Annotated in this window: 19 protein-coding genes and 2 tRNA genes; 7 read left to right on the forward strand and 14 right to left on the reverse strand. The window is 49.9% G+C overall.

Annotated features, from left to right (window positions below; translation table 11 throughout):
- Positions 1-123: 123 nt before the first annotated feature.
- Complete coding sequence (locus OIN60_RS02635) at positions 124-963, reverse strand: hypothetical protein (RefSeq protein ID WP_305753368.1); 840 nt, start codon at positions 961-963, stop codon at positions 124-126.
- A gap of 332 nt (positions 964-1,295) precedes the next feature.
- Here OIN60_RS02635 and OIN60_RS02640 point away from each other — a divergent pair.
- Positions 1,296-1,369: transfer RNA gene (locus tag OIN60_RS02640), tRNA-Arg, on the forward strand.
- Positions 1,370-1,587: 218 nt separating this feature from the next.
- Here OIN60_RS02640 and OIN60_RS02645 read toward each other — a convergent pair.
- From OIN60_RS02645 to OIN60_RS02660, 4 genes are all read right to left on the reverse strand, one after another.
- Positions 1,588-3,246, reverse strand: a complete 1,659-nt coding sequence (locus OIN60_RS02645) for a proline--tRNA ligase (protein ID WP_305753332.1) — start codon at positions 3,244-3,246, stop codon at positions 1,588-1,590.
- Between the two features lie 319 nt (positions 3,247-3,565).
- Positions 3,566-4,474 (reverse strand): aldo/keto reductase, encoded by a 909-nt coding sequence (locus tag OIN60_RS02650; RefSeq protein WP_305753333.1) that lies wholly within the window; start codon positions 4,472-4,474, stop codon positions 3,566-3,568.
- A 66-nt stretch (positions 4,475-4,540) separates the two neighbouring features.
- A complete protein-coding gene (locus OIN60_RS02655) occupies positions 4,541-4,849 on the reverse strand; it encodes a hypothetical protein (RefSeq protein ID WP_305753334.1) in 309 nt (102 codons plus the stop codon).
- Positions 4,850-4,918: 69 nt separating this feature from the next.
- A complete protein-coding gene (locus OIN60_RS02660) occupies positions 4,919-6,424 on the reverse strand; it encodes an MFS transporter (protein WP_305753335.1) in 1,506 nt (501 codons plus the stop codon).
- Between the two features lie 133 nt (positions 6,425-6,557).
- Between OIN60_RS02660 and OIN60_RS02665 the strand changes: the two genes are divergently transcribed.
- Positions 6,558-7,382 carry a MerR family transcriptional regulator gene (locus OIN60_RS02665; protein WP_305753336.1) on the forward strand — a complete coding sequence of 275 codons (825 nt, stop codon included), beginning with the start codon at positions 6,558-6,560 and terminating at the stop codon, positions 7,380-7,382.
- Between the two features lie 103 nt (positions 7,383-7,485).
- On the opposite strand, the gene OIN60_RS02670 is transcribed toward OIN60_RS02665, so the two are convergent.
- Together OIN60_RS02670 and OIN60_RS02675 are read right to left on the reverse strand one after the other, a co-directional pair.
- Positions 7,486-7,559: transfer RNA gene (locus OIN60_RS02670), tRNA-Arg, on the reverse strand.
- A gap of 245 nt (positions 7,560-7,804) precedes the next feature.
- Positions 7,805-8,155: a hypothetical protein gene (locus tag OIN60_RS02675; protein ID WP_305753337.1), complete on the reverse strand. Its 351-nt coding sequence runs from the start codon at positions 8,153-8,155 to the stop codon at positions 7,805-7,807.
- A gap of 129 nt (positions 8,156-8,284) precedes the next feature.
- Between OIN60_RS02675 and asnB the strand changes: the two genes are divergently transcribed.
- Positions 8,285-10,129: an asparagine synthase (glutamine-hydrolyzing) gene (asnB, locus tag OIN60_RS02680; protein WP_305753338.1), complete on the forward strand. Its 1,845-nt coding sequence runs from the start codon at positions 8,285-8,287 to the stop codon at positions 10,127-10,129.
- Between the two features lie 70 nt (positions 10,130-10,199).
- Here the strand turns inward: asnB and OIN60_RS02685 are convergent, their stop codons facing one another.
- From OIN60_RS02685 to OIN60_RS02695, 3 genes are all read right to left on the reverse strand, one after another.
- Complete coding sequence (locus OIN60_RS02685; RefSeq protein ID WP_305753339.1) at positions 10,200-10,829, reverse strand: XTP/dITP diphosphatase; 630 nt, start codon at positions 10,827-10,829, stop codon at positions 10,200-10,202.
- A complete protein-coding gene (gene rph / locus OIN60_RS02690; protein ID WP_305753340.1) occupies positions 10,829-11,587 on the reverse strand; it encodes a ribonuclease PH in 759 nt (252 codons plus the stop codon). Before rph ends, OIN60_RS02685 begins: the two co-directional genes overlap by 1 nt.
- Before the next feature lie 107 nt (positions 11,588-11,694).
- Positions 11,695-12,759: a GerMN domain-containing protein gene (locus OIN60_RS02695; protein ID WP_305753341.1), complete on the reverse strand. Its 1,065-nt coding sequence runs from the start codon at positions 12,757-12,759 to the stop codon at positions 11,695-11,697.
- 162 nt (positions 12,760-12,921) lie between these two features.
- On the opposite strand from OIN60_RS02695, the gene OIN60_RS02700 reads away from it, so the two are divergent.
- Complete coding sequence (locus OIN60_RS02700) at positions 12,922-13,485, forward strand: phosphatidylglycerophosphatase A family protein (protein ID WP_305753342.1); 564 nt, start codon at positions 12,922-12,924, stop codon at positions 13,483-13,485.
- Positions 13,486-13,612: 127 nt separating this feature from the next.
- Here OIN60_RS02700 and OIN60_RS02705 read toward each other — a convergent pair whose 3' ends face one another.
- Complete coding sequence (locus tag OIN60_RS02705) at positions 13,613-14,596, reverse strand: MBL fold metallo-hydrolase (RefSeq protein WP_305753343.1); 984 nt, start codon at positions 14,594-14,596, stop codon at positions 13,613-13,615.
- A 206-nt stretch (positions 14,597-14,802) separates the two neighbouring features.
- Between OIN60_RS02705 and OIN60_RS02710 the strand changes: the two genes are divergently transcribed.
- From OIN60_RS02710 to OIN60_RS02720, 3 genes are all read left to right on the forward strand, one after another.
- A complete protein-coding gene (locus OIN60_RS02710; protein WP_305753344.1) occupies positions 14,803-15,681 on the forward strand; it encodes a DUF72 domain-containing protein in 879 nt (292 codons plus the stop codon).
- A 51-nt stretch (positions 15,682-15,732) separates the two neighbouring features.
- Positions 15,733-15,909: a YjfB family protein gene (locus OIN60_RS02715; RefSeq protein WP_305753345.1), complete on the forward strand. Its 177-nt coding sequence runs from the start codon at positions 15,733-15,735 to the stop codon at positions 15,907-15,909.
- Between the two features lie 173 nt (positions 15,910-16,082).
- On the forward strand, positions 16,083-17,438 hold the full coding sequence (locus OIN60_RS02720; RefSeq protein ID WP_305753346.1) for a dipeptidase: 1,356 nt from the start codon (positions 16,083-16,085) through the stop codon (positions 17,436-17,438).
- A gap of 607 nt (positions 17,439-18,045) precedes the next feature.
- Here the strand turns inward: OIN60_RS02720 and OIN60_RS02725 are convergent.
- The 3 genes from OIN60_RS02725 to OIN60_RS02735 form a co-directional block, all read right to left on the reverse strand.
- Complete coding sequence (locus OIN60_RS02725) at positions 18,046-18,537, reverse strand: hypothetical protein (protein ID WP_305753347.1); 492 nt, start codon at positions 18,535-18,537, stop codon at positions 18,046-18,048.
- Between the two features lie 226 nt (positions 18,538-18,763).
- Entirely contained in the window at positions 18,764-19,051 is a 288-nt protein-coding gene (locus tag OIN60_RS02730; RefSeq protein WP_305753348.1) for a hypothetical protein, read from the reverse strand.
- A 212-nt stretch (positions 19,052-19,263) separates the two neighbouring features.
- Entirely contained in the window at positions 19,264-19,488 is a 225-nt protein-coding gene (locus OIN60_RS02735) for a helix-turn-helix domain-containing protein (protein ID WP_018885466.1), read from the reverse strand.
- Positions 19,489-19,524: the final 36 nt, after the last annotated feature.

Consider the following 19,524-nt stretch of genomic DNA (forward strand, 5'->3'; position numbering starts at 1 on the left):
CAAAATCTTACTTATAGTCACGTTTATAGACACGCACAAAATAACCACTCTAGTATAAACAACATTACTATCTTTTTCAAGGGTGAACCCTTGAGCACGCAAGAGGAAAACGTTTCCGTCCAGTCACAGGCCGCTCATTCCTGCCATCACAAACTGTTTCACGGATCGGTAGGCCTGCTCGTAACGGAAGCGCATTGTATCCGTAACGCCATACATCGCTCTCATTTCCTCTTCCGCCCTGCCGCCGGAAAGCGTCTCCGAAACAGCTTGATGCAACGCGGCCGCCCAAGTATCCAGCATGCTGTCATCATCGGTGAGCATGGACAGGTAATCATCCGTTCCATAGATTGCCATCACAAATTGAGACCACAGCTCCTGGGCAAAGTAGAACAGCGTCGGTTCATGCACCTCGGTCTGATCCGCTACCCGCTCCAGGATGCGGATGATCGGGTCCGGAAATTGGTCCGGCTTCAGAGGAACGCTCTCCACTTCGATCTCTGCTTTCATATTTCCTCTGTTAAAGGTAATGATGCCCTCATGCCCCCGTTTGCGCAGCGTCTGGACAACCCGGAACTGCAGCAAAGGATGTAATTTAGCCTCCTTCAACCAGCGAATCAGCTCTTCGTCGATCCCCGGCTGCTCCAGATAAGAGAGCTGTTCAAGGGCGAGCATGGTTTGATCCGATAAGGGCCCGTCCATAGCCATACGCAATAGCTTATCTCCATAGCCTGCATCCTCTTCGAGCTTGGAGCGAAGATGCCTTCTTGCGATTTCCTCCTCGCTGATGTCTTCATCATCCAGGTCTGCCGTCTCAGGCTCCTGGTTCATATATTGAGGAAAGGCCGCTTCAAGCCATTGTAAAAGCGCGGTCCATTCATCGTAGTGCTTTTTCTCCTGTCCCTGGCATTGCAGCAAAAATTGCAGCAGCCGTACCGCTTCCCCGTAACGCTCGTTTTCGAGCATGACTGTAAGCTGAATCTGGTAGTAATCAAGCGTACGGGGGAACAATACAATGTTATTCGCCGATTTGGCAGCACTGGAGTCCTTAATAAAGGCACCCCCTTTCAACCGAAAGCTTAAATGATGTTAGATTATATGGGAAACGGAAGCCGCTGTCCAACTTAATCCGCCTAACATATTGCCGTTATTCTAACATACCCTTTTATAGAAACAAAAAAACGTATATATTCTACTTATATATGACGTGTCGGGTATGTCGCTATTTATAAATCATAAACAATACTACTTGCAAACTCCAATTCAATATGATATATTAATTTTCGCTTGAATTTTATGTCCCAGTAGCTCAGCTGGATAGAGCAACGGCCTTCTAAGCCGTCGGTCGGGGGTTCGAATCCCTCCTGGGACGTATGTAGAAGCTCCTCTTTTTGGGGAGCTTTTTTTACGTCTGGGGATGAGAACCCACTGGGTTCGTCGGAGCATACGCTTCGGTAGCGCTACTTCGCAGTCGGCTCGCCAGAGCCGTATCCCTCCTGGGACGTATGTAGAAGCTCCTCTTTTGGGGAGCTTTTTTACGTCTGGGTATGAGAACCCACTGGGTTCGTCGGAGCATACGCTTCGGTAGCGCTACTTCGCAGTCGGCTCTGTAAGGAACGCAACCAGACGCACCGCTTCATCCACCGGCAACGAGTCCGCCTGTTCCGTTCCCCTCCTCCTCACCTCAACACGACCTTCGGTAACCCCTTTGCCCACAACAATTCTCCAAGGAATTCCGAACAGATCAGCATCGTTAAATTTTACACCCGGCCGTTCATCGCGATCATCCAGAAGGACCTCAACACCTAACCCACTCAAATCCTGGTACAGCTTTTCCGCTGTCTGCATCTGAAGAGCATCCTTTGAAGTCACGGGAATTATATGAACCCGGAAAGGAGCAATTTCCTCCGGCCAGATTAGGCCGTATTCGTCGTGACACTGTTCCGCAACAGCAGCCATGAGCCTGGATACACCGATTCCGTAACAGCCCATAACAGGGGTCAGGATTTGCCCGTCCGCCTGCAGCACCTCAGCGTTAAACGCGGAGGTATATTTATCCCCAAGTTTAAAAATGTGCCCTATCTCAATCCCCCGCTGCAGTGTCAACACACCGTTACAGCAAGGACATGCGTCACCATCAACCGCATTACGGTAATCACCAGTACGTTCGAGGCTGAAGTCTCTTCCAGGACGGACACCGCGGAGGTGGATATCCTCCTCATTAGCTCCGGCAATGCCCTCGCTCATACACGCAACCTCCTGATCTACAAGGAGCGGAATAGCAAGACCGACCGGCCCCGAAAAACCGGAAGCAGTCCCGGTCCAAGCCGTAATCTCCTGTTCTTCGGCCAAGCGAAGCTCCTGTACTCCCAAGGCCTGCTTCACCTTAATCTCGTTGACCTCCCGGTCTCCCCTGACCAGCACTGCAGCCGCCTGCCCGTCTGCATTATACAATATGGTCTTTATAAATGAAGAGGCTGGCTTCTTATCCTCATGACTCCAATCTTCTTCACCTCGATTTTGACACAGGCCTACTTCAGCCTTCTCCAAATTGGCGGCATAACCGCAACTGCCGCAAACAGCAATTGTATCTTCCCCGATATCGGACAAGACGATGAACTCATGGGAGCCTCCTTGCCCGCCTATGGCTCCGGCATCTGCCTCAACTCCGCGATATTCCAGGCCGCAGCGGGTGAAAATCCGCTCATAGGCATCATGCATGATCTCGTAGAAGGTATCAAGACTTGGGTAACCGTCATGAAAAGAATATGCGTCCATCATCAAAAACTCCCGCCCCCGCAGCAGACCCGAGCGCGGACGTCGTTCGTCACGGAATTTGGTCTGAATTTGATAAAATGCGACCGGCAACTGCCTGTAGGAAGAAATTTCTTGTTTGATCAGTGAGGTGATGACTTCCTCATGAGTCGGCCCAAGCGCAAATTCACGGTTATGCCTGTCTTTAAGTCGGATCAGCTCAGAACCGTACACCTCATATCTTCCTGAAGCTTGCCAAAGCTCTGCCGGCTGCAACGCTGGCATCAGCATCTCCTGTGCCCCTGCATGATTAAGTTCTTCACGAATAACTGCAGAAATTTTAGTCAATACTCGAAAGCCCAACGGGAGATAAGTAAATACCCCCGCTGCCAATTGCCGAATCATGCCGCTCCGCAGCAGGAATCGATGTCCGGCGGATTCTGCCTCCGCAGGAGCTTCTCTCCAGGTTGGAACAGCAGCCCGAGTCTGTCTCATTTTACTTCCTCCTTTTTTTAGAGTTCGGCCTTCGCCCAAACGCAAAAAAGACGCATTCATCAAGGGACGAATGCGTCGTGGTACCACCCTTATTTAGGCGCAGACTTCAAAATTACAGCAAACATGCGCTTCTCATGTTGATAACGGAACGACCCGGCGAAATAAGCGGTTAGCGGGGTAGGATGCAACGACCGTGCCGGGAAACCTTACAGCCGAGGGTTTCTTCTCTGACGGCAGCCGAATCGCAGCATATGGTCCCGTTCAACACCTTTTAGATATAATTGCTTGCTATTCAAATTACATCCAGGCCATCAAACTGTCAAGCCTTTTCAACAGTAAGCACCAGGTCAGCCGCACGCGCATTCGATTCCACCTGCTCGGGAGTCTTACATCCGGGAATAACACTCGTCACGGCGGGGTGCTGCAGGCACCAGGCCAATGCCCATTCAGCCATCGGTACGCCTTCCGGCACCTCGTTCCGCTGGATTTCCTCCACAAGTCTCAGCTTTTCATCACGTTGCCCCACATCATGATTGTTCCTGACATCATTTTTCTGAAATTCCGCACCCGGCTTATATTTTCCGCTTAGATAACCACTGGCGAGCGGCACACGTGCCAGAACACCGAGATTCTGCTCCAGACAGGAAGGGAAAACTCTCTCCTCCGGAACGCGATCCAGACGGTTGTACACCACCTGAATCACATCCGCATTCACCTGGGTCGCCTGTTGTGTTTGATGGAGGTTATCATTGCTGCCTATAGAAATGCCCAGATGCCTGATTTTTCCAGCCTGAATCTGCTTATCCAGTAGCGTCCACAAGTCGTCATTGTCAAAAACCTGATCAGGACCCGAATGAAACTGATACAGATCCACATAATCCGTACGGAGCGCTTTAAGCGATGCGTCCAGTTGAGTTAATACTTCTTCGGGGTTAAAGGCGTCCGTCCGGGTGAACAGGTCATGGAAGCGATGTCCGAACTTGGTTGCCACAATCCAGTCTTCCCGTTTGCGTCTGCTGAGATAATCGCCGATCAATGATTCCGATAAATGATCCCCGTAACATTCCGCCGTGTCGATCAGGTTAATATTCAGCTCAGCCGCCTTATCCAGAATCGCATCCGCTTCAGCCTGCGTATAATTCAGGCCCCATTCTCCACCGAACTGCCAGGTCCCTACACCGACAACCGATACTTCCAGTCCGGTTCTCCCTAACTTTCTGAATTTCACCGATAAGCACTCCTTTCAATATGTATTTCCCCCTTATCTTAACCAAAACCCTGCCTGCCGGGCAAGCTAGGCTGGTTTAACCGCAACAACCCGGATTCGCTTGTAATCCGCGTGCCACACACCTTCCCGAAATAAGCTCGGCATAGCTCTGTCAGCGATTTTTTCATACATTTGCTGTCTTTCATCACCTCGAAAAGAAGACAAAAACGATTCCCCTGCAAACCCGGACAGCCAGTGGAAAATCCCGTTTTCTCCATCTGCCAGCGGCGTGGGACGATCAAAATGAGAAGCAAACACCACGCGAAATCCCTGACGCGGATTTCCTTCATAATCCATCAACGCCACGATCTTTTTAACGCCAGCTTCTTTTGCCATTTGAATGACTCTTTGGTTTGCCAAAAATCCGGCTTACAACCGAGTGATGAATATTCTATAATTGGTGCTTTACCGTCTTGGATCTGCAGATTCTCTTGTTTTTGACCGAGCTCCTAGTATTACGATACCTACCGAAGCAACTACCAGAAACACAGTTAACCCGGCTATAATAGCAAAAAAGGATTCATCAAAAGCAGTTCGGCCAACCTGTTTCAACACTTCCGAAGCAGGTCCAGTCAGCCCTTCTGCTGCTATTAATGCTTCATCCAAGCTGTCTTTGACATTAGCTGGCATATTCAGTCCGGCTGGAATTTTCATGGATAATGTATACAGAAGGCCTGAAATACTTCCGATTATTGCTATTCCTGTAGCTCCTCCGATTTCATAGGCCACTTCTTCGATAGATGCAGCCATACCTGCTTTTTCAGGAGGAGCATAGCTCATTATAGAATGAGAAGCTACAGTCATTCCTGCACCTAAGCCTGCCCCGAGCAATGCTAGTCCAAGAATCTGCCAGGCCATGCTTGAGTCAAATTGCACCAGATAGATCCCCATCCCTAAAGCTGCAATCAAAAGAGCAACACTCTTGATACGAATAACATCCAAGCGATGCAGCAGCATTCCAGTCACTGGACCAGCAATAAGTGCTGCCAACGGTACACTTAACGTATACAATCCGGCTTGAAGTGGACTGAGACCTTCCACCAATTGAAGTCGTTGAGTCACAATATATTGAATTCCCATCTGGCCAAATGCCCCTACCAAAGCCGTAATAAATGCCGTGGTAAAACGAGATATTTTAAACAATGAAAGATCAATAAGCGGGTTAGAGCTTCTGTGTTGACGACGTATAAAAATAACAAGAGCCACGATGCCGACAATAGCACCTATAATTGCAAAAGCTACGGAACCCTCTCGTCGAGTAAACTCTTTAATTGCATAGATTAGAGCCACCATGGCAATCATAATCTGGATTGAGCTGGTAAGATCCCACTTTTTGTCCTTATTGCCTGCATGTTTTGGAACAAAGACTACTGTTAGTACAAATGCAAGCATGGCGATCGGTAAATTAATTAAGAAGACCGCCCCCCACGAAAAATGCTCAAGGAGAAGTCCCCCGACGATAGGCCCTAATCCTGCACCACCAGAGGCAATAGAACCCCAAATGCCAATGGCCAGCCCCAGCTCACGTGGATCTGTAAAAGTAACTCTAATGATAGACAATGTAGCAGGCATCATCATAGATGCTCCAACCGCAAGAAGTACTCTTGCAGCTACTAACACATAAGGTTCTGGAGCAAAAGCAGCAATAAGTGAAGCTATTGAAAATACGATTAATCCGAGGGAGAAAATTTTTTTATATCCCAGGCGGTCCCCTAATGTTCCCATTGCAGGAAGCAGACCAGCCATAACGAGCGAGTAACCATTGAGTATCCATAATTTTTCTGAAGCAGAGGCTCCCAAATCATGGGTTAACATGGGTAATGCCGTGTAAAGAATGGTCATATCCATGACGATGAGTAAAAGCGCACTGGAGACGATGAACAGAATCATCCAGCGATTAAATTTTGACATGCTTAACATTCCTCCATAACATATTGTTTTGAATCCTTAACTCTTCGCACTATAATCTATAGGGTAACCCTATAGTCAAATGTTAATTTTGAGTCTTTAGATAAGGAGTTAATAACAAGCGGAGGAAACAAGCATGCAAAGAATGTCTACAGAGTACTTTACAACCAGTGAGTTAGCTAGAACTTGCGGGGTGACCAAACATACGCTTTTTCATTACGACGAAATTGGACTCTTAAAACCCGAATTCGTGAATTCTAACGGCTACCGCTATTACTCTCTTCGACAATGTTATGTACTGGATATTATCAATGTACTGAAAAAGGCAGGAAGCTCACTCCAGGAAATCAAAGGCTTTATTCAAAATCAGAATACGCCTCTATTCATAGAGCTACTTAAAGAGAAACAGCAGGCCCTGGAAGTGGAACGGATTAGAATAAAACGAATGCAAAGCCTTTTGAAGGACGCCATTGAAATGACGGAGCTGGCCAAGGGAGAGTTATACGATAGGCCGTCGATGGAGGAATGTGAAGAGGAATATTTCATTGTCACACGACTGGAACAGGGCGATGGTGATCCTGAGTTTGCCCACAAATTAACCGAGCATCGAAATTATTGTGAAAATCACTTCATTGATTACGAATTCCCGATTTGGACCATTTTATCCAAGGATCGTTTGGAGTCAGAGGATTATTATCCTGACTATATTGCCAATAAATTAAAGACTCAGGTGTGGGGAGAGAAACAGATCAGTAAACCGAAAGGTCTCTACGCGGTCGTGAATCATAGAGGATCCTATGAAACCATGTCTGAAACGTACTCACTTCTAAAAAGATTTATAAAGGATAACGGGATGGCTGTAGGCGGAAATGCGTACACGGTGGATTTGCTTAGCTATTTCACAGAAAAAAATCCGAATGACTATGTAATACAGATATCAGTAGAAGTAAGTAGAGTGTAGAGCGCTACCTTTTAGAAATATGGATCAAATTGCAAATTAGCAACAGTTCCGGACGTAAAAAAAAAGTGAAACCTCCCTAAAAGGGAAGCTTCACTTTTTTTTACGTCCCAGGAGGGATTCGAACCCCCGACCGACGGCTTAGAAGGCCGTTGCTCTATCCAGCTGAGCTACTGGGACATATATATTATGTATGACAGCGCATTAATGAGTATACCATAATTCATGGTGGTATGTGAAGTGTTTTTTTAATGTTTCATACAGAAATGCCCCAGAAGGCCGACTTTCATGCCACGGCTATTTGGGGCTGCTTGCCTTTCACTTCATCTTGCCGTTTGATCCGCCGGACCCGCCTTTCACGAATCGCAGCGGATCCCGGCGAAACAGAATTACCAATCGAAGCATCCCACTGCAGCAGGGCAGCTTCATTTCCCGAACTCCTCCGCAAGCTCTGTGTCCATCTTACCATGGGATAACAGCTCCCGCGTGAAACGCCCCCGCTTCTCCGGCAGATCATTGCCGTCAGCATCGCGGAATACGACATTCGTCACTTCCTCAAAAGCAGAATGGAGATTATTGTCGTACCAGTCGAGCTCCAAATCCGCGTCATTGCGGATCATACGCAGCATGTTGTATCCATCGCCTCCGTCAGACGGAGCGAGATATACAAGAAGCCCCGTATCCTCCTTACTGGCCGAATTCACCTCGATTTCTGCACAGCGCACACCATCAATTTCGGTAAATCTCCGTATTTTTGCATCTTTAATCGTATACATCCGTTTCCTCCTTGTCCGCGTCAGCCGCTAACCGTTTTATGTTTGTAGTTTTCGGTAAGGACAGACATTTTATGCCTTTATCCGGCATATGTTTGTTTATGCAGGAAGACAAGGAAGGGATGAACCAACATGTGCGGAATTACTGGTTTTATACAGTGGCATAAAGATTTAACTATACAGTCGGAATTGCTGGCCGACATGACACGTACATTGTCCCATCGGGGTCCGGATGCGGCGGGAACATGGATCTCTAATCCATGCGCTTTTGGGCACCGGCGTCTTAGTGTTATGGATCCCGAGAACGGAGCACAGCCGATGATCCGTAAACAGGATGACCTTACGTATACACTGGTATATAACGGAGAATTGTACAATGCACCTGAGCTGAAAATAGAACTCCAACAGAGGGGACATGTCTTTCTAACCAAATGTGACACGGAGGTGCTGCTTGCTTCCTACATCGAATGGGGCCCCGAGTGTGTCGACCGGTTAAACGGTATTTTTGCATTCGCAGTTTGGGATGAAGAGAAGCAGCATGTCTTCTTAGCCAGAGACCGCCTTGGGGTCAAACCGCTCTTCTTCACTGAAATCCAGGATGGTCTGATCTTCGGCTCAGAACCCAAAGCGCTGCTCAAGCATCCTGAGGTGGAGCCTGTCGTACATGCCGACGGACTTGCTGAAATTTTCATTATCGGACCGGCACGTACTCCAGGGCATGGAGTATACGCCTCCATTCGTGAGCTTCGCCCAGGGCATACACTAATTCATGACCGGAGCGGCACAAAAATCCGCGCCTACTGGAAGCTGGAAAGCATTCCTCACGAGGAGGATACCGAACAGACAGCCCAGCGGGTACGGGAGCTGCTGCAGGATACGCTTGAGCGACAGCTCGCTTCCGATGTGCCCGTGTGCTCCCTGCTGTCGGGCGGGCTTGATTCCAGCGCATTATCCGCTCTCGCCGTCAGCTATTACACAAGGACGGAGCAAGGACAAATCGATACGTTCTCTGTGGATTATGTCGATAATGACAAACATTTCAAGGCACATTCCTTTCAGCCCGGGGCGGACGGACCCTGGATTAAGCGTATGGCTGAGGAGTTAAGCACTAACCACCATTGGATTGAATTTGATACTCCCGAAGTGATTGAAGCGTTGAATTATTCAACCGAAGCGCGTGATCTGCCGGGAATGGCGGATGTCGATTCCTCACTTTATCTGTTCTGCCGGGAGATCAAGAAACGAGCAACGGTTGCGATCTCCGGTGAAGCAGCCGATGAAGTGTTTGGCGGGTATCCATGGTTTCACCGGGACGAAATGCTCAATTCCGGAACCTTTCCGTGGGCCGTAGCTCCGGAGCTTCGGGCAAGCCTGCTCGCCCCTGAAGTCAAGGAGTGGATCAAGCCGATCGAGTACTTGAATGACCGTTATGCCGAAGCTGTCGGCGAGGTGCCAAAATTAGCTGGTGAAACCGGCAAAGCAGCCCAAATGCGAACGATGTCCTACCTGAACATCACACGCTTCATGCCTACGCTGTTGGATCGCAAAGACCGGATGAGTATGGGGGTCGGACTGGAAGTGAGGGTTCCGTACTGCGATCACCGGCTCGTGCAATATGTCTGGAATGTCCCGTGGGAAATCAAAATCACCGGGGGACGCGAGAAGGGCCTCCTGCGCAAGGCACTGGAAGGCATTTTGCCAGATGATGTGCTCTACCGCAAAAAAAGCCCTTATCCGAAAACCCATAATCCGGCCTATCTCCATACCGTAAAGCAGCAAGCGCTCGACATGCTGAACGATCCCTCCTCACCTATCTTATCCTTGATTAATGCCAAGCGCGTCCGAGAAATCGCCAACTCTCCCGACGCCTCTTCCAACCTCCCATGGTTCGGCCAGCTCATGTCCGGCCCGCAGTTATTCGCTTACCTCGTGCAGGTGAATCACTGGTTGAAAACCTATCATGTGGCGATCCGGTAAGGTCCGGTCATGAACACAGAGAACCCCGGCTTCTGTCTCAGGAGCCGGGGTTCTCTGTGTTCTTTTAAAGCTATATTTGCTGCTCCAGCTTGGCCGCCAGTTGCTGCAGTGCCGCTCCGCGGTGGCTGATGGCTTGCTTCTCCTCCAGAGTCAGCTCCGCCATCGTTCTGCCATACTGCGGCAGATAAAACAGCGGATCGTAGCCAAAACCGCCGCTGCCGGCCGTTTCCGAAGTGATCCACCCTTCAACGCTGCCTTCAGCCTCAATAGTCTCTCCTGACACGGGATGGTACAAAAGCAATGCGCATACAAAGCGGGCAGGACTGAGCAAAGGCTGCTCCGTATCGTCTCCGAGCTGCTTGGATTCCAGCATATCGAGCAGCTTAAGATTGTTCTCGTGGTCGCTGGCGCCTTCTCCGGCAAAGCGTGCCGAATAGACGCCCGGTCTCCCGTCCAGCAAATCGACACACAGTCCCGAATCGTCCGCGAGGACAGGCAATTGGAGCGCATCGCCAACAGCCTTCGCCTTTTTGAAGGCATTCTCCGCAAATGTCTCCCCATCCTCGACGATATCCGGCAGATCCGGGTAATCGTACATACTCTTAACCTGCTTGCCTAAGGGGGCAAAAGCATGGGCAAATTCGCGGATTTTCCCTTTGTTCTTCGTTGCTACTACGACCACGGATTGCTCAAGCCGCATCAGGCCCGCACCCCTGGTTGACCCGTGCCAATCTTGAGCGCGATTGGACCGAGCACTTCCTTTTGCAGCTCAATCATTTGCAGTATGCCCTGCTCTCCGAGTCCGAGCATCTGATCAAGCTCCTTGCGGTCAAAAGGGCTTTCCTCCCCTGTTCCCTGGAGCTCAACGAATTTCCCTCCGCCCGTCATCACCAGGTTCATGTCTACCTTGGCTTTGGAATCCTCTTCATAGTTCAAGTCCAGCAACGGTTGTCCCCCAACCACGCCCACGCTGACAGATGCCAGAAAATCCGTGATCGGGAAGCGCTGCAGCTTGTGCTGCTCGGCAATTTTATTGATCGCGATCGCCATAGCTACAAAAGAACCCGTGATCGAGGTGGTGCGTGTTCCACCATCTGCCTGAATAACATCACAATCCAAAGTAACCGTTCGTTCGCCCAAAGCCTGTAAATTAACGACCGAGCGAAGCGCCCTGCCGATTAGCCGCTGTATTTCCATGGTCCGGCCACCCAGCTTGCCACGGGCCGCTTCTCTCTGGTTGCGGGTATGGGTCGCTCGCGGCAGCATGGAATACTCTGCGGTTACCCAGCCCTTGCCTTGACCCTTCATAAAAGGAGGGACTCTTTCTTCCACGCTTGCGGTGCAAATCACCTTGGTGTCGCCGACTTCAATGAAGACGGACCCTTCCGCATATTTATTAACCCCCGTAGTCAAATTCATCGGGCGAAGCTGATCGCCATTCCGGCCGTTAGCTCTCATGTATGTGCCTCCTACGTAATTGCGTCCTATATGTTCACCCTATTTTACCAGAGGAGTTTTGAAAAATCCAAGGATAGGTGCCGCAGCACCGGAGATGAACAGTGTGACTAAATCGGAATTTCATTGATATGCAGCGGTTTGCCCGCAGGCTTCCCATAGTTCTTATTGTCCTCGCCAAGGACGGTCGTTTCTCCGTTCAGCACGATTTGTACCTTAGCGGAAGCGTTGTTTGCATTGTCGGACGCGGTAAGGACGACGGACTGCAAAAATTCGGCCGGCACAACCTCTCCTGCTGCGAACATATCATCCGTAATGGAGACGGTCACAACGCCTTCTGCAGATTGCTCCACGGATTTCAGCACCGTCCCTGACGTCATTACCTGGTTCAGACCATCCTCCGGCCGCGGACCGCGGATCAGTTCCTCCAGGGATGCCTTCATTTTGTCCTGACCGGGCGGAACGAGTCTCGTTATTGGGACGTAATACTGAACTCCGGCGGAGGAAGCCGCCGAAAAGTATACCGTTACAGGGCTCGACGATGTATAGGAAGCTCCCTGCCCCATCTGCAGATTGAGGCCCATCGCCCGTGTTAAGGGACGATTCAGCGGTAATCCGCCCTTCGGCATCTCACTCAGATTCTGTCCGTCCACCCAAATTTGCACATTCTGTATATCGGGCTGTTCCGTCAGCGTCCATGTCACTGCCTCAACCATTTTTCGTTCATCCGTTTCCGCATACTCTGTGAAAGGCTTCGTAAATTCGACAACGGCCAGCTTTTCATTCTTATCAAGGGTCACACTTTGTACTTCAGTTCCCTGGGGCAGAACGCCTTCAAAACCGTCGGGAAGGGTTCCCGCATAAGGTCCGCCGCTAACAAGCATTTCGAGAGCAGCTTTGGCATTCACCTCCGCCGTATCTCCCGGTACGGGAAGGGATACGGGCACCAGAAATCCGTTAGCGTCCTGAAGGTAGACAGCTTCGAGCTTTGTTCCTGCGGCAACAGCCTCTTTCCCGCCCGGCTCCACCGCTGCGAGCATGGCCTCCTCCACAGCAGCAGGGGGCGGATCGATAGACTCCGCGCCTGTGCTCCAATCCCCGCAGGCGGTCAGCAGCAGCACAGACGACAGGATGCATGCGGCGGATCCTGTCCGCCATGATGGTTTACCCCTCATCGTTAGAAGCTCCTTCCTAACAATTGTGTTCAGTTTGTACTAATATGTATACGAGCCCCTGCCTAAAACATGCGTATCAATTTAACTGTACTGGACAGTAATAGAGGAAACGCACGAGGATTGGTTATACTGTACAAGACAGCAAAGCGAGAGGTGATGAATATGAAGCCGGAGAAAATCCCTTATTGCCTGAACAGTAAAAAAGTGGCGGACGCCACAAAAGAGTGGCTGCACAAACGCGGTGTGACCATGGAAGAGATCGCGGAGCTGGTCATGCTCCTGCAGAAAAAATATTACCCTGACCTCACCATGGAAGAGTGTGTCCACAACGTGGAGAAGGTGCTCAGCAAGCGTGAGGTACAGAATGCTGTTCTTACCGGAATTCAGTTGGATATTCTCGCTGAGCAGGGAGCGCTGATTTCCCCACTGCAGGAAATGATCGAAAATGATGAGAGCTTGTACGGGGTCGATGAAATTCTGGCCTTCTCAATCGTGAACGTATACGGGAGCATCGGCTTTACCAACTACGGCTATGTGGATAAATTGAAGCCGGGGGTGCTGGAGAGGCTGAATGATAAGGACGATGAGCCGATCCATACCTTCCTGGACGATATCGTCGGGGCGGTCGCCGCGTCTGCCAGCAGCCGTATAGCCCACCGCAAACAGGCAGAAAGAGAGAAAGCGCTGGGAGAAGAAAGCGTAGGAGACGGCAGCGCACCTGAATAAGGAGGAAGGCCGGGAGCAGCGCAGCAGCTTTTATAGCTACCCCACATCGATATAAGTGCAGCCTCAAGTCAATTTTAGCGATGAATTGGCTTGAGGCTGTTCTTGCGTTTCGGGGGCATGAAGTCTGTTAACGGCGGACATATACCGTACCCCCACTATCCTCCCGCTCCTCGGCTTGCCCCCTTGCTGTCAACTCGACAAGATGGGCCAGCGTTTCAGACAGCGCAAAGCGAAGCTGGTGTACTGTAAGCTTATCGCCGAACATGGCAAGGCACAGATGATAGGCATTACGCGGTTCTTCCCCCAACAGAGACGCAAGCTGCTCCAGCCTCGCTTCGTGGTGATCCAGCAACTGGACGGTTCGATCCTTGAAATGGAGGAAAGGGTGACGGTGCCCAGGAAAAGCCTGCCGCACCTCATACTGTCCCAGCTTGCGCAATCCAGCCATATAAGCGGCAAAGGGCTGCGGATCACTGCCCGGCAGTAGGCTTACATTGGGAGAGATCTGCGGCAAAACAGCGTCACCGCACATCATCGTGCCACTCTCTGGCTGATACAGCGACAGATGACCAGGCGCATGCCCCCCAGTCATAATCAGATCCCACGCCCTGCCTCCCATCACAAGCTTGTCCCCTTCTTCAATACAGGTGACCTCAGGCTGGGGCAGAACTTCTCTATACGCTCCCTGCAGATGTTCATGCATCGGCTGCGACAGCTCCCGAGGCAGCCCATGCTGGCTAAAGAAACGGATAAGTCTCTCATCTGTTCCGCCTTCCGTCCCCCACATATAACTGGCCTCCTGCATGCTCCTGGTCGACATCAGCACCGGTGCCCCGCTCCGTTCCTGAAGCCATCCCGCCAATCCGTAATGATCAGGATGATGATGGGTGATCAAGATGCGGGAAATATCCTTCACAGTCCAATTCAGCTCTGCCAGCACCTGCTCCCAGTTCTCCACAGCCGCAGGCGTATGCGGCCCGGGATCCACAACCGTTATTCCTTCGTCTTCAGGCACAATATAGCTGTTGACCCATCGCAGCGGGAAGGCCATCGTGATTTTCACCTGAATAATTCCTTCCTCATCAAAACGGGTCCATTCGGGCAGCTTCATCTCTTCTTCCTCCTATACCCTCGGCATCCATCCGGACACCGCAATTCCATGTTGCGGCTTCTTCTATCTTCACGTCTGTCGTGGCACGCTAATCATAAATGTGTTGGCTCCTCTTTTCAATCCTTTTCATGCTACAATGGACTGCGAGCAGTAGAGATAAAGACACCGTATTCATACCTGAACAGCAGGAAGGAAGTGATCCGTTTATGATCCGGATCGGACTTACAGGCTGGGGAGATCATGACGATTTGTATCCATACGGCACCAAACCTGCGGGTAGGCTGCATGTATATGCCTCCCACTTCTCCGTGGTGGAAATGGACAGCTCTTTTTACGCGGTACAGCCGGTCGAACGAATGGAGCGCTGGGCTGCAGAAACTCCTGAACACTTTTCATTTATCGTTAAAGCCTACCAGGGAATGACAGGACACACACGGGGGAAAACTCCTTTTTTCACGGCAGAGGATGACATGTACGACGCATTTCTCGATTCCGTTGAACCTTTGGCACAGACAGGCAAGCTGAAAGGGGTTCTGTTCCAATTCCCGCCCTGGTTTGATTGCAGCAAAGAAAATGTGCAATTGCTCCGAGCAGCCAAGCAAAGAATGAAGGAGCTTCCCTGCATCCTGGAATTCCGCCATCAAAGCTGGTTCGCTCCAGAGTTCCGGGAGCGGACGCTTGAATTCATGCGCCGGGAGGGGTGGATCCACAGTGTATGTGACGAGCCCCAGGCCGGCATGGGCTCCGTGCCAGTCGTTCCTCAAGCGACGGACGATAGCCTGACCCTTGTAAGAATGCACGGCCGCAATGTTGATGGATGGAATCAGAGCGGTGCCCCGAACTGGCGGGAAATTCGCTATCTTTACCGTTATAACGAGCAAGAACTGCTGGAATGGAAGGACATCATTCAGGAGCTTGCCCGCCAGAGCCGGGAGGTCTGTGTCATTTTCAACAACAACTCGGGCGGAGACGCCGCGGCTAATGCCAAGCAGCTTATGACACTGATGGACATGGACCCCAAGCCCTTTCCGGTCCGCCTTGCCAGCGATACGGATGAGGACCCTGAACAGCTCGAATTATTCTAATTCCGTCTTCTGCCGATATAAGAGAAGAGAACGACACGAGGAGGAATGAGGATGGATATTGGAGCTATGTCTATGGCGCTCAGCCAAAGCAGCTTGAAGCTGAATGCGGGCATGAAGGTAATAAGCATCTCCAAGGAAATGACAGAGACACAAGGACAGGCCATGATTCAGATGATGGAGAAGAGTGTACAGCCGAATTTGGGCGGCAATCTGGATATTCGTGTCTGACCATCAAGCCACATGACCTGAAGAGCAGGCATAGAAGGTCAAGGACAGAGGGAAACGCTCCCTTCGTTCTTGACCTTTTTTGCCGGAACAGAAAACGTTGGATGAGCTATTTTTGCGATCAGCGCAAAACGTAGTACTATATACTTAATAACGATTTTAGGAGGACAATGACGATGAATTACTCAGTCTATTTTGAACAGAACAGGGAACTGCATCTGGAAGAGCTGAAGCAATGGCTCTCTATTCCCAGCATATCCGCACTGTCGGAGCATAAGGAGGATGTTAACCGTGCCGCTTCCTGGCTGGCTGACAAGCTGACACTGGCTGGTCTGGAGAACGTGGAAATTATCCCAACACAAGGGCACCCTCTGGTATACGCGGAGCATCTACATGCGCCGGGCAAACCGACACTGCTCATCTATGGACATTATGACGTGCAACCGGTTGACCCGCTCCATCTGTGGCAGACACCTCCATTCGAGCCTGCGATCCGTGACAACAAAATTTATGCGCGGGGAGCCACCGACGACAAAGGCCAGGTTTTCATGCACATTAAGGCCGTTGAGGCGATTCTTCGCCAGGAAGGGCAGCTTCCGGTGAACATCAAATTCTTCATTGAAGGTGAGGAAGAAGTCTCCAGCCCTAACCTGCTTGATTACCTTTCCAAAGGTGCAGATCGCCTTACCGCCGATGCGGTGCTGATCTCGGATACCGCCCTCATTGAAAAAGGGAAACCCGCCATCTGCACCGGACTGCGCGGCCTTTGTTCACTCGAAGTGGCAGTACATACGGCAAATACCGATTTGCATTCAGGCTCCTTCGGCGGCGGAGTGCCCAATGCGCTGCATGCTATGGTCTCCCTGCTTGCTTCCCTCCATGATAACCAGGGAGCAGTAAGTGTAGCAGGCTTCTATGATGATGTTGAGCCGCTGTCTCCTGCTATGAAGGAGGAATTTGCGAAGCAAGGCGTTGATGAGGAAACGCTGCGCACCGGACTCGGTCTCGAGACCCTTTATGGTGAAGATGATTACAGCTTCGTGGAACGTGTCGGAGCAAGGCCAACGCTTGAGCTGAACGGTGTGTACGGCGGATTCCAAGGGGAAGGCACCAAAACGGTCATTCCGAAGGAAGCCCATGCGAAAATTACATGCCGTCTCGTAGCAAATCAAAATCCGCAGGATATTCTTGATAAAATTGAACGCCATCTGCGTGAACATATCCAGCCAGGAGCCCGTCTCGAAATCATCCAAGGTGAAAAAGCGAACGCGTTTAACATCGACCCTTCCCATCCGATGCTGCAGTCTGCGGCCGACGCTTTTGAACGTGTATACGGCACACGGGCCGTCTTCACCAAGGATGGAGGCTCGATTCCGATTGTCGAGACCTTTTCCCGCGTATTGGCCGCTCCGGTTGTGCTTATGGGCTTTGGCCTGCCGGATGAAAATCTGCATGCGCCAAACGAGCATTTTCATCTGGAAAACTTCGACAAAGGCTTGCTGACCATCATAGAGTATTTAAAAGCTCTGTAAACACAACACAAATAAGGCATTCCTCAGCATTTGGGCTAAGGGATGCCTTATTACATTGGGCTTGGAAATGACATTTTATTTGGTAAGCCCCCTGTACATGACGTAGGAACCCAAAATCGAAAGGATCAGCGATATCGGGCCGAACGCGGAATGGCCAAGCATCCAGAAAATGAGACTGAACACCGGCCAGCCGATTAATGCTCCCAATAAAGGTAAGAGACTTAGCAGATCTTTCACATCGTCCCAGCTATAAAAGTACCTGGAGCCCGCGTATCTCATCTTGTTGTTATTATTATTGCTATTATTGTTTTTCTTTTTTTTGCACCATTTCGTCACCGCTATGCACCCTACATTCCGGCTTCGTAGTGAAGTCCTTTATTCTATGTGTTTGAATCGGTTTTAGAAACATTTAATCACATAATGGCCTACATTGTCACCTAATAATTTACAGAGGATTTTCTTCCAGATATGCGTTGCTTTGGTTAATACAGAGACCACATACTCAGTATGCGCAAATTGTAGTATATCCAATAAATCCAAAAGTTATGTCATTGGATATCCTGTATGGTTGCCTGAAGCCTCTGTGCTGCACAAAAAACAACCGGCACTAGCCGGTTGTTTCCCGTTCTACAAAGTATTTATTGGTCATGTAGTAAGCTTCACCCCGGGAAGTCTCAACCATCCCCTTTTTAGCATCCAAAAATACGATTTCCCTGCATTTTGTGCAGTACCATTTTGTTCTCTTGAAGGGTGATTCCGTGACGTATGCCGTTCCGCATTTACAGTCAATTTTGATAAGAATTTCAGAAGCCTTATAAGCATTGGATAACTGTTTCAGGCTTTGATCGTGATGCTGCTGCACAGGAATAATCGCTTCCTGATAGCTTGAATGGGCATTATGCACCTTGAAATCGGCAACCAGCTCCGCATGCAGACCGAAGAACTCTTTACCGATCTCGGTCACGAACTTGCGTCCGCTTCGGTAACAATCCATCCACTCACGGATCTGTTGATTAGACAAAGGCACAGTGCCCTTGATGCCACTGTTCAGAGTGTATGTCATGATGTATAACGTATCCTCTTGTCTATTACCGTACATTAGAAGCCTCCTTTGGATTCTCTGCTAATGTACTACAAACATGAAAAAACATCAATGAGATCCCCTATATATAAGGGGATGAGGGATATATTCCCATGGAAGAAAGTACATACGTTATTATAACTTAACCTTTAATTATTCGGAATTACATGATTTTTACTATCAAAGCAAAAAAGCCGTCCCCCAGTATACCTGGGGAACGGTCAGGGGATGGAATAATGTTTCTTTAGAAGTCCGAAACAGCCACCTGGATAAAACCTGCAACAGCTCCCGCTGCTGGGGCTTGCAGGGCGGCTACCTGCAAGCCGCCAACCTCGATGGTACGGGCGTTGCCTGGAGGAATGGTATACGTCAGTACCGGGGGAGTTGTCGTGTAAAGAACAAGGGATACTGGATTCGCACTGGTATTATTAACCGTAACGCTAGCGTTCGTTCCTCCAGTGAGATCTTCAAAGTAAGATGATCCTACGCCGGCTGCCAGAAGGAATGGCTGAGATGGTAACAAGATCGCCATGGTGTGTACCTCCTTTCTACATCGGATAGTATATTTTATGTTCACGATCTATGATCTGCATCGTTGCATATCACAGAAGAATCGCACATTTTAATAGAGTATGGGCACAGCCAAATGTATGGTTTGATACTAAAATAACAAAAACCCTCCCTCATATCCTTACGAACAGGATGTGAGGGAGGGCCTATGCTTCCATAGGAGGCGTAAGTATGTCAGATTTTAAGCTCTCCGAGCTTGATCAGCTCAACGACCGCTTGTGAACGACCCTTAACATTCAGTTTCTGCATTACGTTAGAAATATGATTACGCACCGTCTTCTCGCTAATGAATAGCTGGCCGGCAATGTCCCGTGTTGTCTTGTCCTGCACCAGCAGTTCAAACACTTCACGTTCACGGTGAGTTAGCAAAAATTTGCTTTTGTGGTCGCTACCCTTCAAGTTCACCCCTCCTTGCTCGGGTTTATGTGGTGTAAC

Source organism: Paenibacillus zeirhizosphaerae, from assembly GCF_030705605.1.
Classification (GTDB): domain Bacteria; phylum Bacillota; class Bacilli; order Paenibacillales; family Paenibacillaceae; genus Paenibacillus; species Paenibacillus zeirhizosphaerae.

Bases quoted from the DNA above. Each gene is read 5' to 3' on its own strand.
- OIN60_RS02635 (WP_305753368.1), bottom strand. From the start codon at position 963: ATGCTCGAAAACGAGCGTTACGGGGAAGCGGTACGGCTGCTGCAATTT.
- OIN60_RS02645 (WP_305753332.1), bottom strand. From the start codon at position 3,246: ATGAGACAGACTCGGGCTGCTGTTCCAACCTGGAGAGAAGCTCCTGCG.
- OIN60_RS02655 (WP_305753334.1), bottom strand. From the start codon at position 4,849: ATGGCAAAAGAAGCTGGCGTTAAAAAGATCGTGGCGTTGATGGATTAT.
- OIN60_RS02660 (WP_305753335.1), bottom strand. From the start codon at position 6,424: ATGTCAAAATTTAATCGCTGGATGATTCTGTTCATCGTCTCCAGTGCG.
- OIN60_RS02665 (WP_305753336.1), top strand. From the start codon at position 6,558: ATGCAAAGAATGTCTACAGAGTACTTTACAACCAGTGAGTTAGCTAGA.
- OIN60_RS02675 (WP_305753337.1), bottom strand. From the start codon at position 8,155: ATGTATACGATTAAAGATGCAAAAATACGGAGATTTACCGAAATTGAT.
- asnB (WP_305753338.1), top strand. From the start codon at position 8,285: ATGTGCGGAATTACTGGTTTTATACAGTGGCATAAAGATTTAACTATA.
- OIN60_RS02685 (WP_305753339.1), bottom strand. From the start codon at position 10,829: ATGCGGCTTGAGCAATCCGTGGTCGTAGTAGCAACGAAGAACAAAGGG.
- rph (WP_305753340.1), bottom strand. From the start codon at position 11,587: ATGAGAGCTAACGGCCGGAATGGCGATCAGCTTCGCCCGATGAATTTG.
- OIN60_RS02695 (WP_305753341.1), bottom strand. From the start codon at position 12,759: ATGAGGGGTAAACCATCATGGCGGACAGGATCCGCCGCATGCATCCTG.
- OIN60_RS02700 (WP_305753342.1), top strand. From the start codon at position 12,922: ATGAAGCCGGAGAAAATCCCTTATTGCCTGAACAGTAAAAAAGTGGCG.
- OIN60_RS02705 (WP_305753343.1), bottom strand. From the start codon at position 14,596: ATGAAGCTGCCCGAATGGACCCGTTTTGATGAGGAAGGAATTATTCAG.
- OIN60_RS02710 (WP_305753344.1), top strand. From the start codon at position 14,803: ATGATCCGGATCGGACTTACAGGCTGGGGAGATCATGACGATTTGTAT.
- OIN60_RS02715 (WP_305753345.1), top strand. From the start codon at position 15,733: ATGGATATTGGAGCTATGTCTATGGCGCTCAGCCAAAGCAGCTTGAAG.
- OIN60_RS02720 (WP_305753346.1), top strand. From the start codon at position 16,083: ATGAATTACTCAGTCTATTTTGAACAGAACAGGGAACTGCATCTGGAA.
- OIN60_RS02725 (WP_305753347.1), bottom strand. From the start codon at position 18,537: ATGTACGGTAATAGACAAGAGGATACGTTATACATCATGACATACACT.
- OIN60_RS02730 (WP_305753348.1), bottom strand. From the start codon at position 19,051: ATGGCGATCTTGTTACCATCTCAGCCATTCCTTCTGGCAGCCGGCGTA.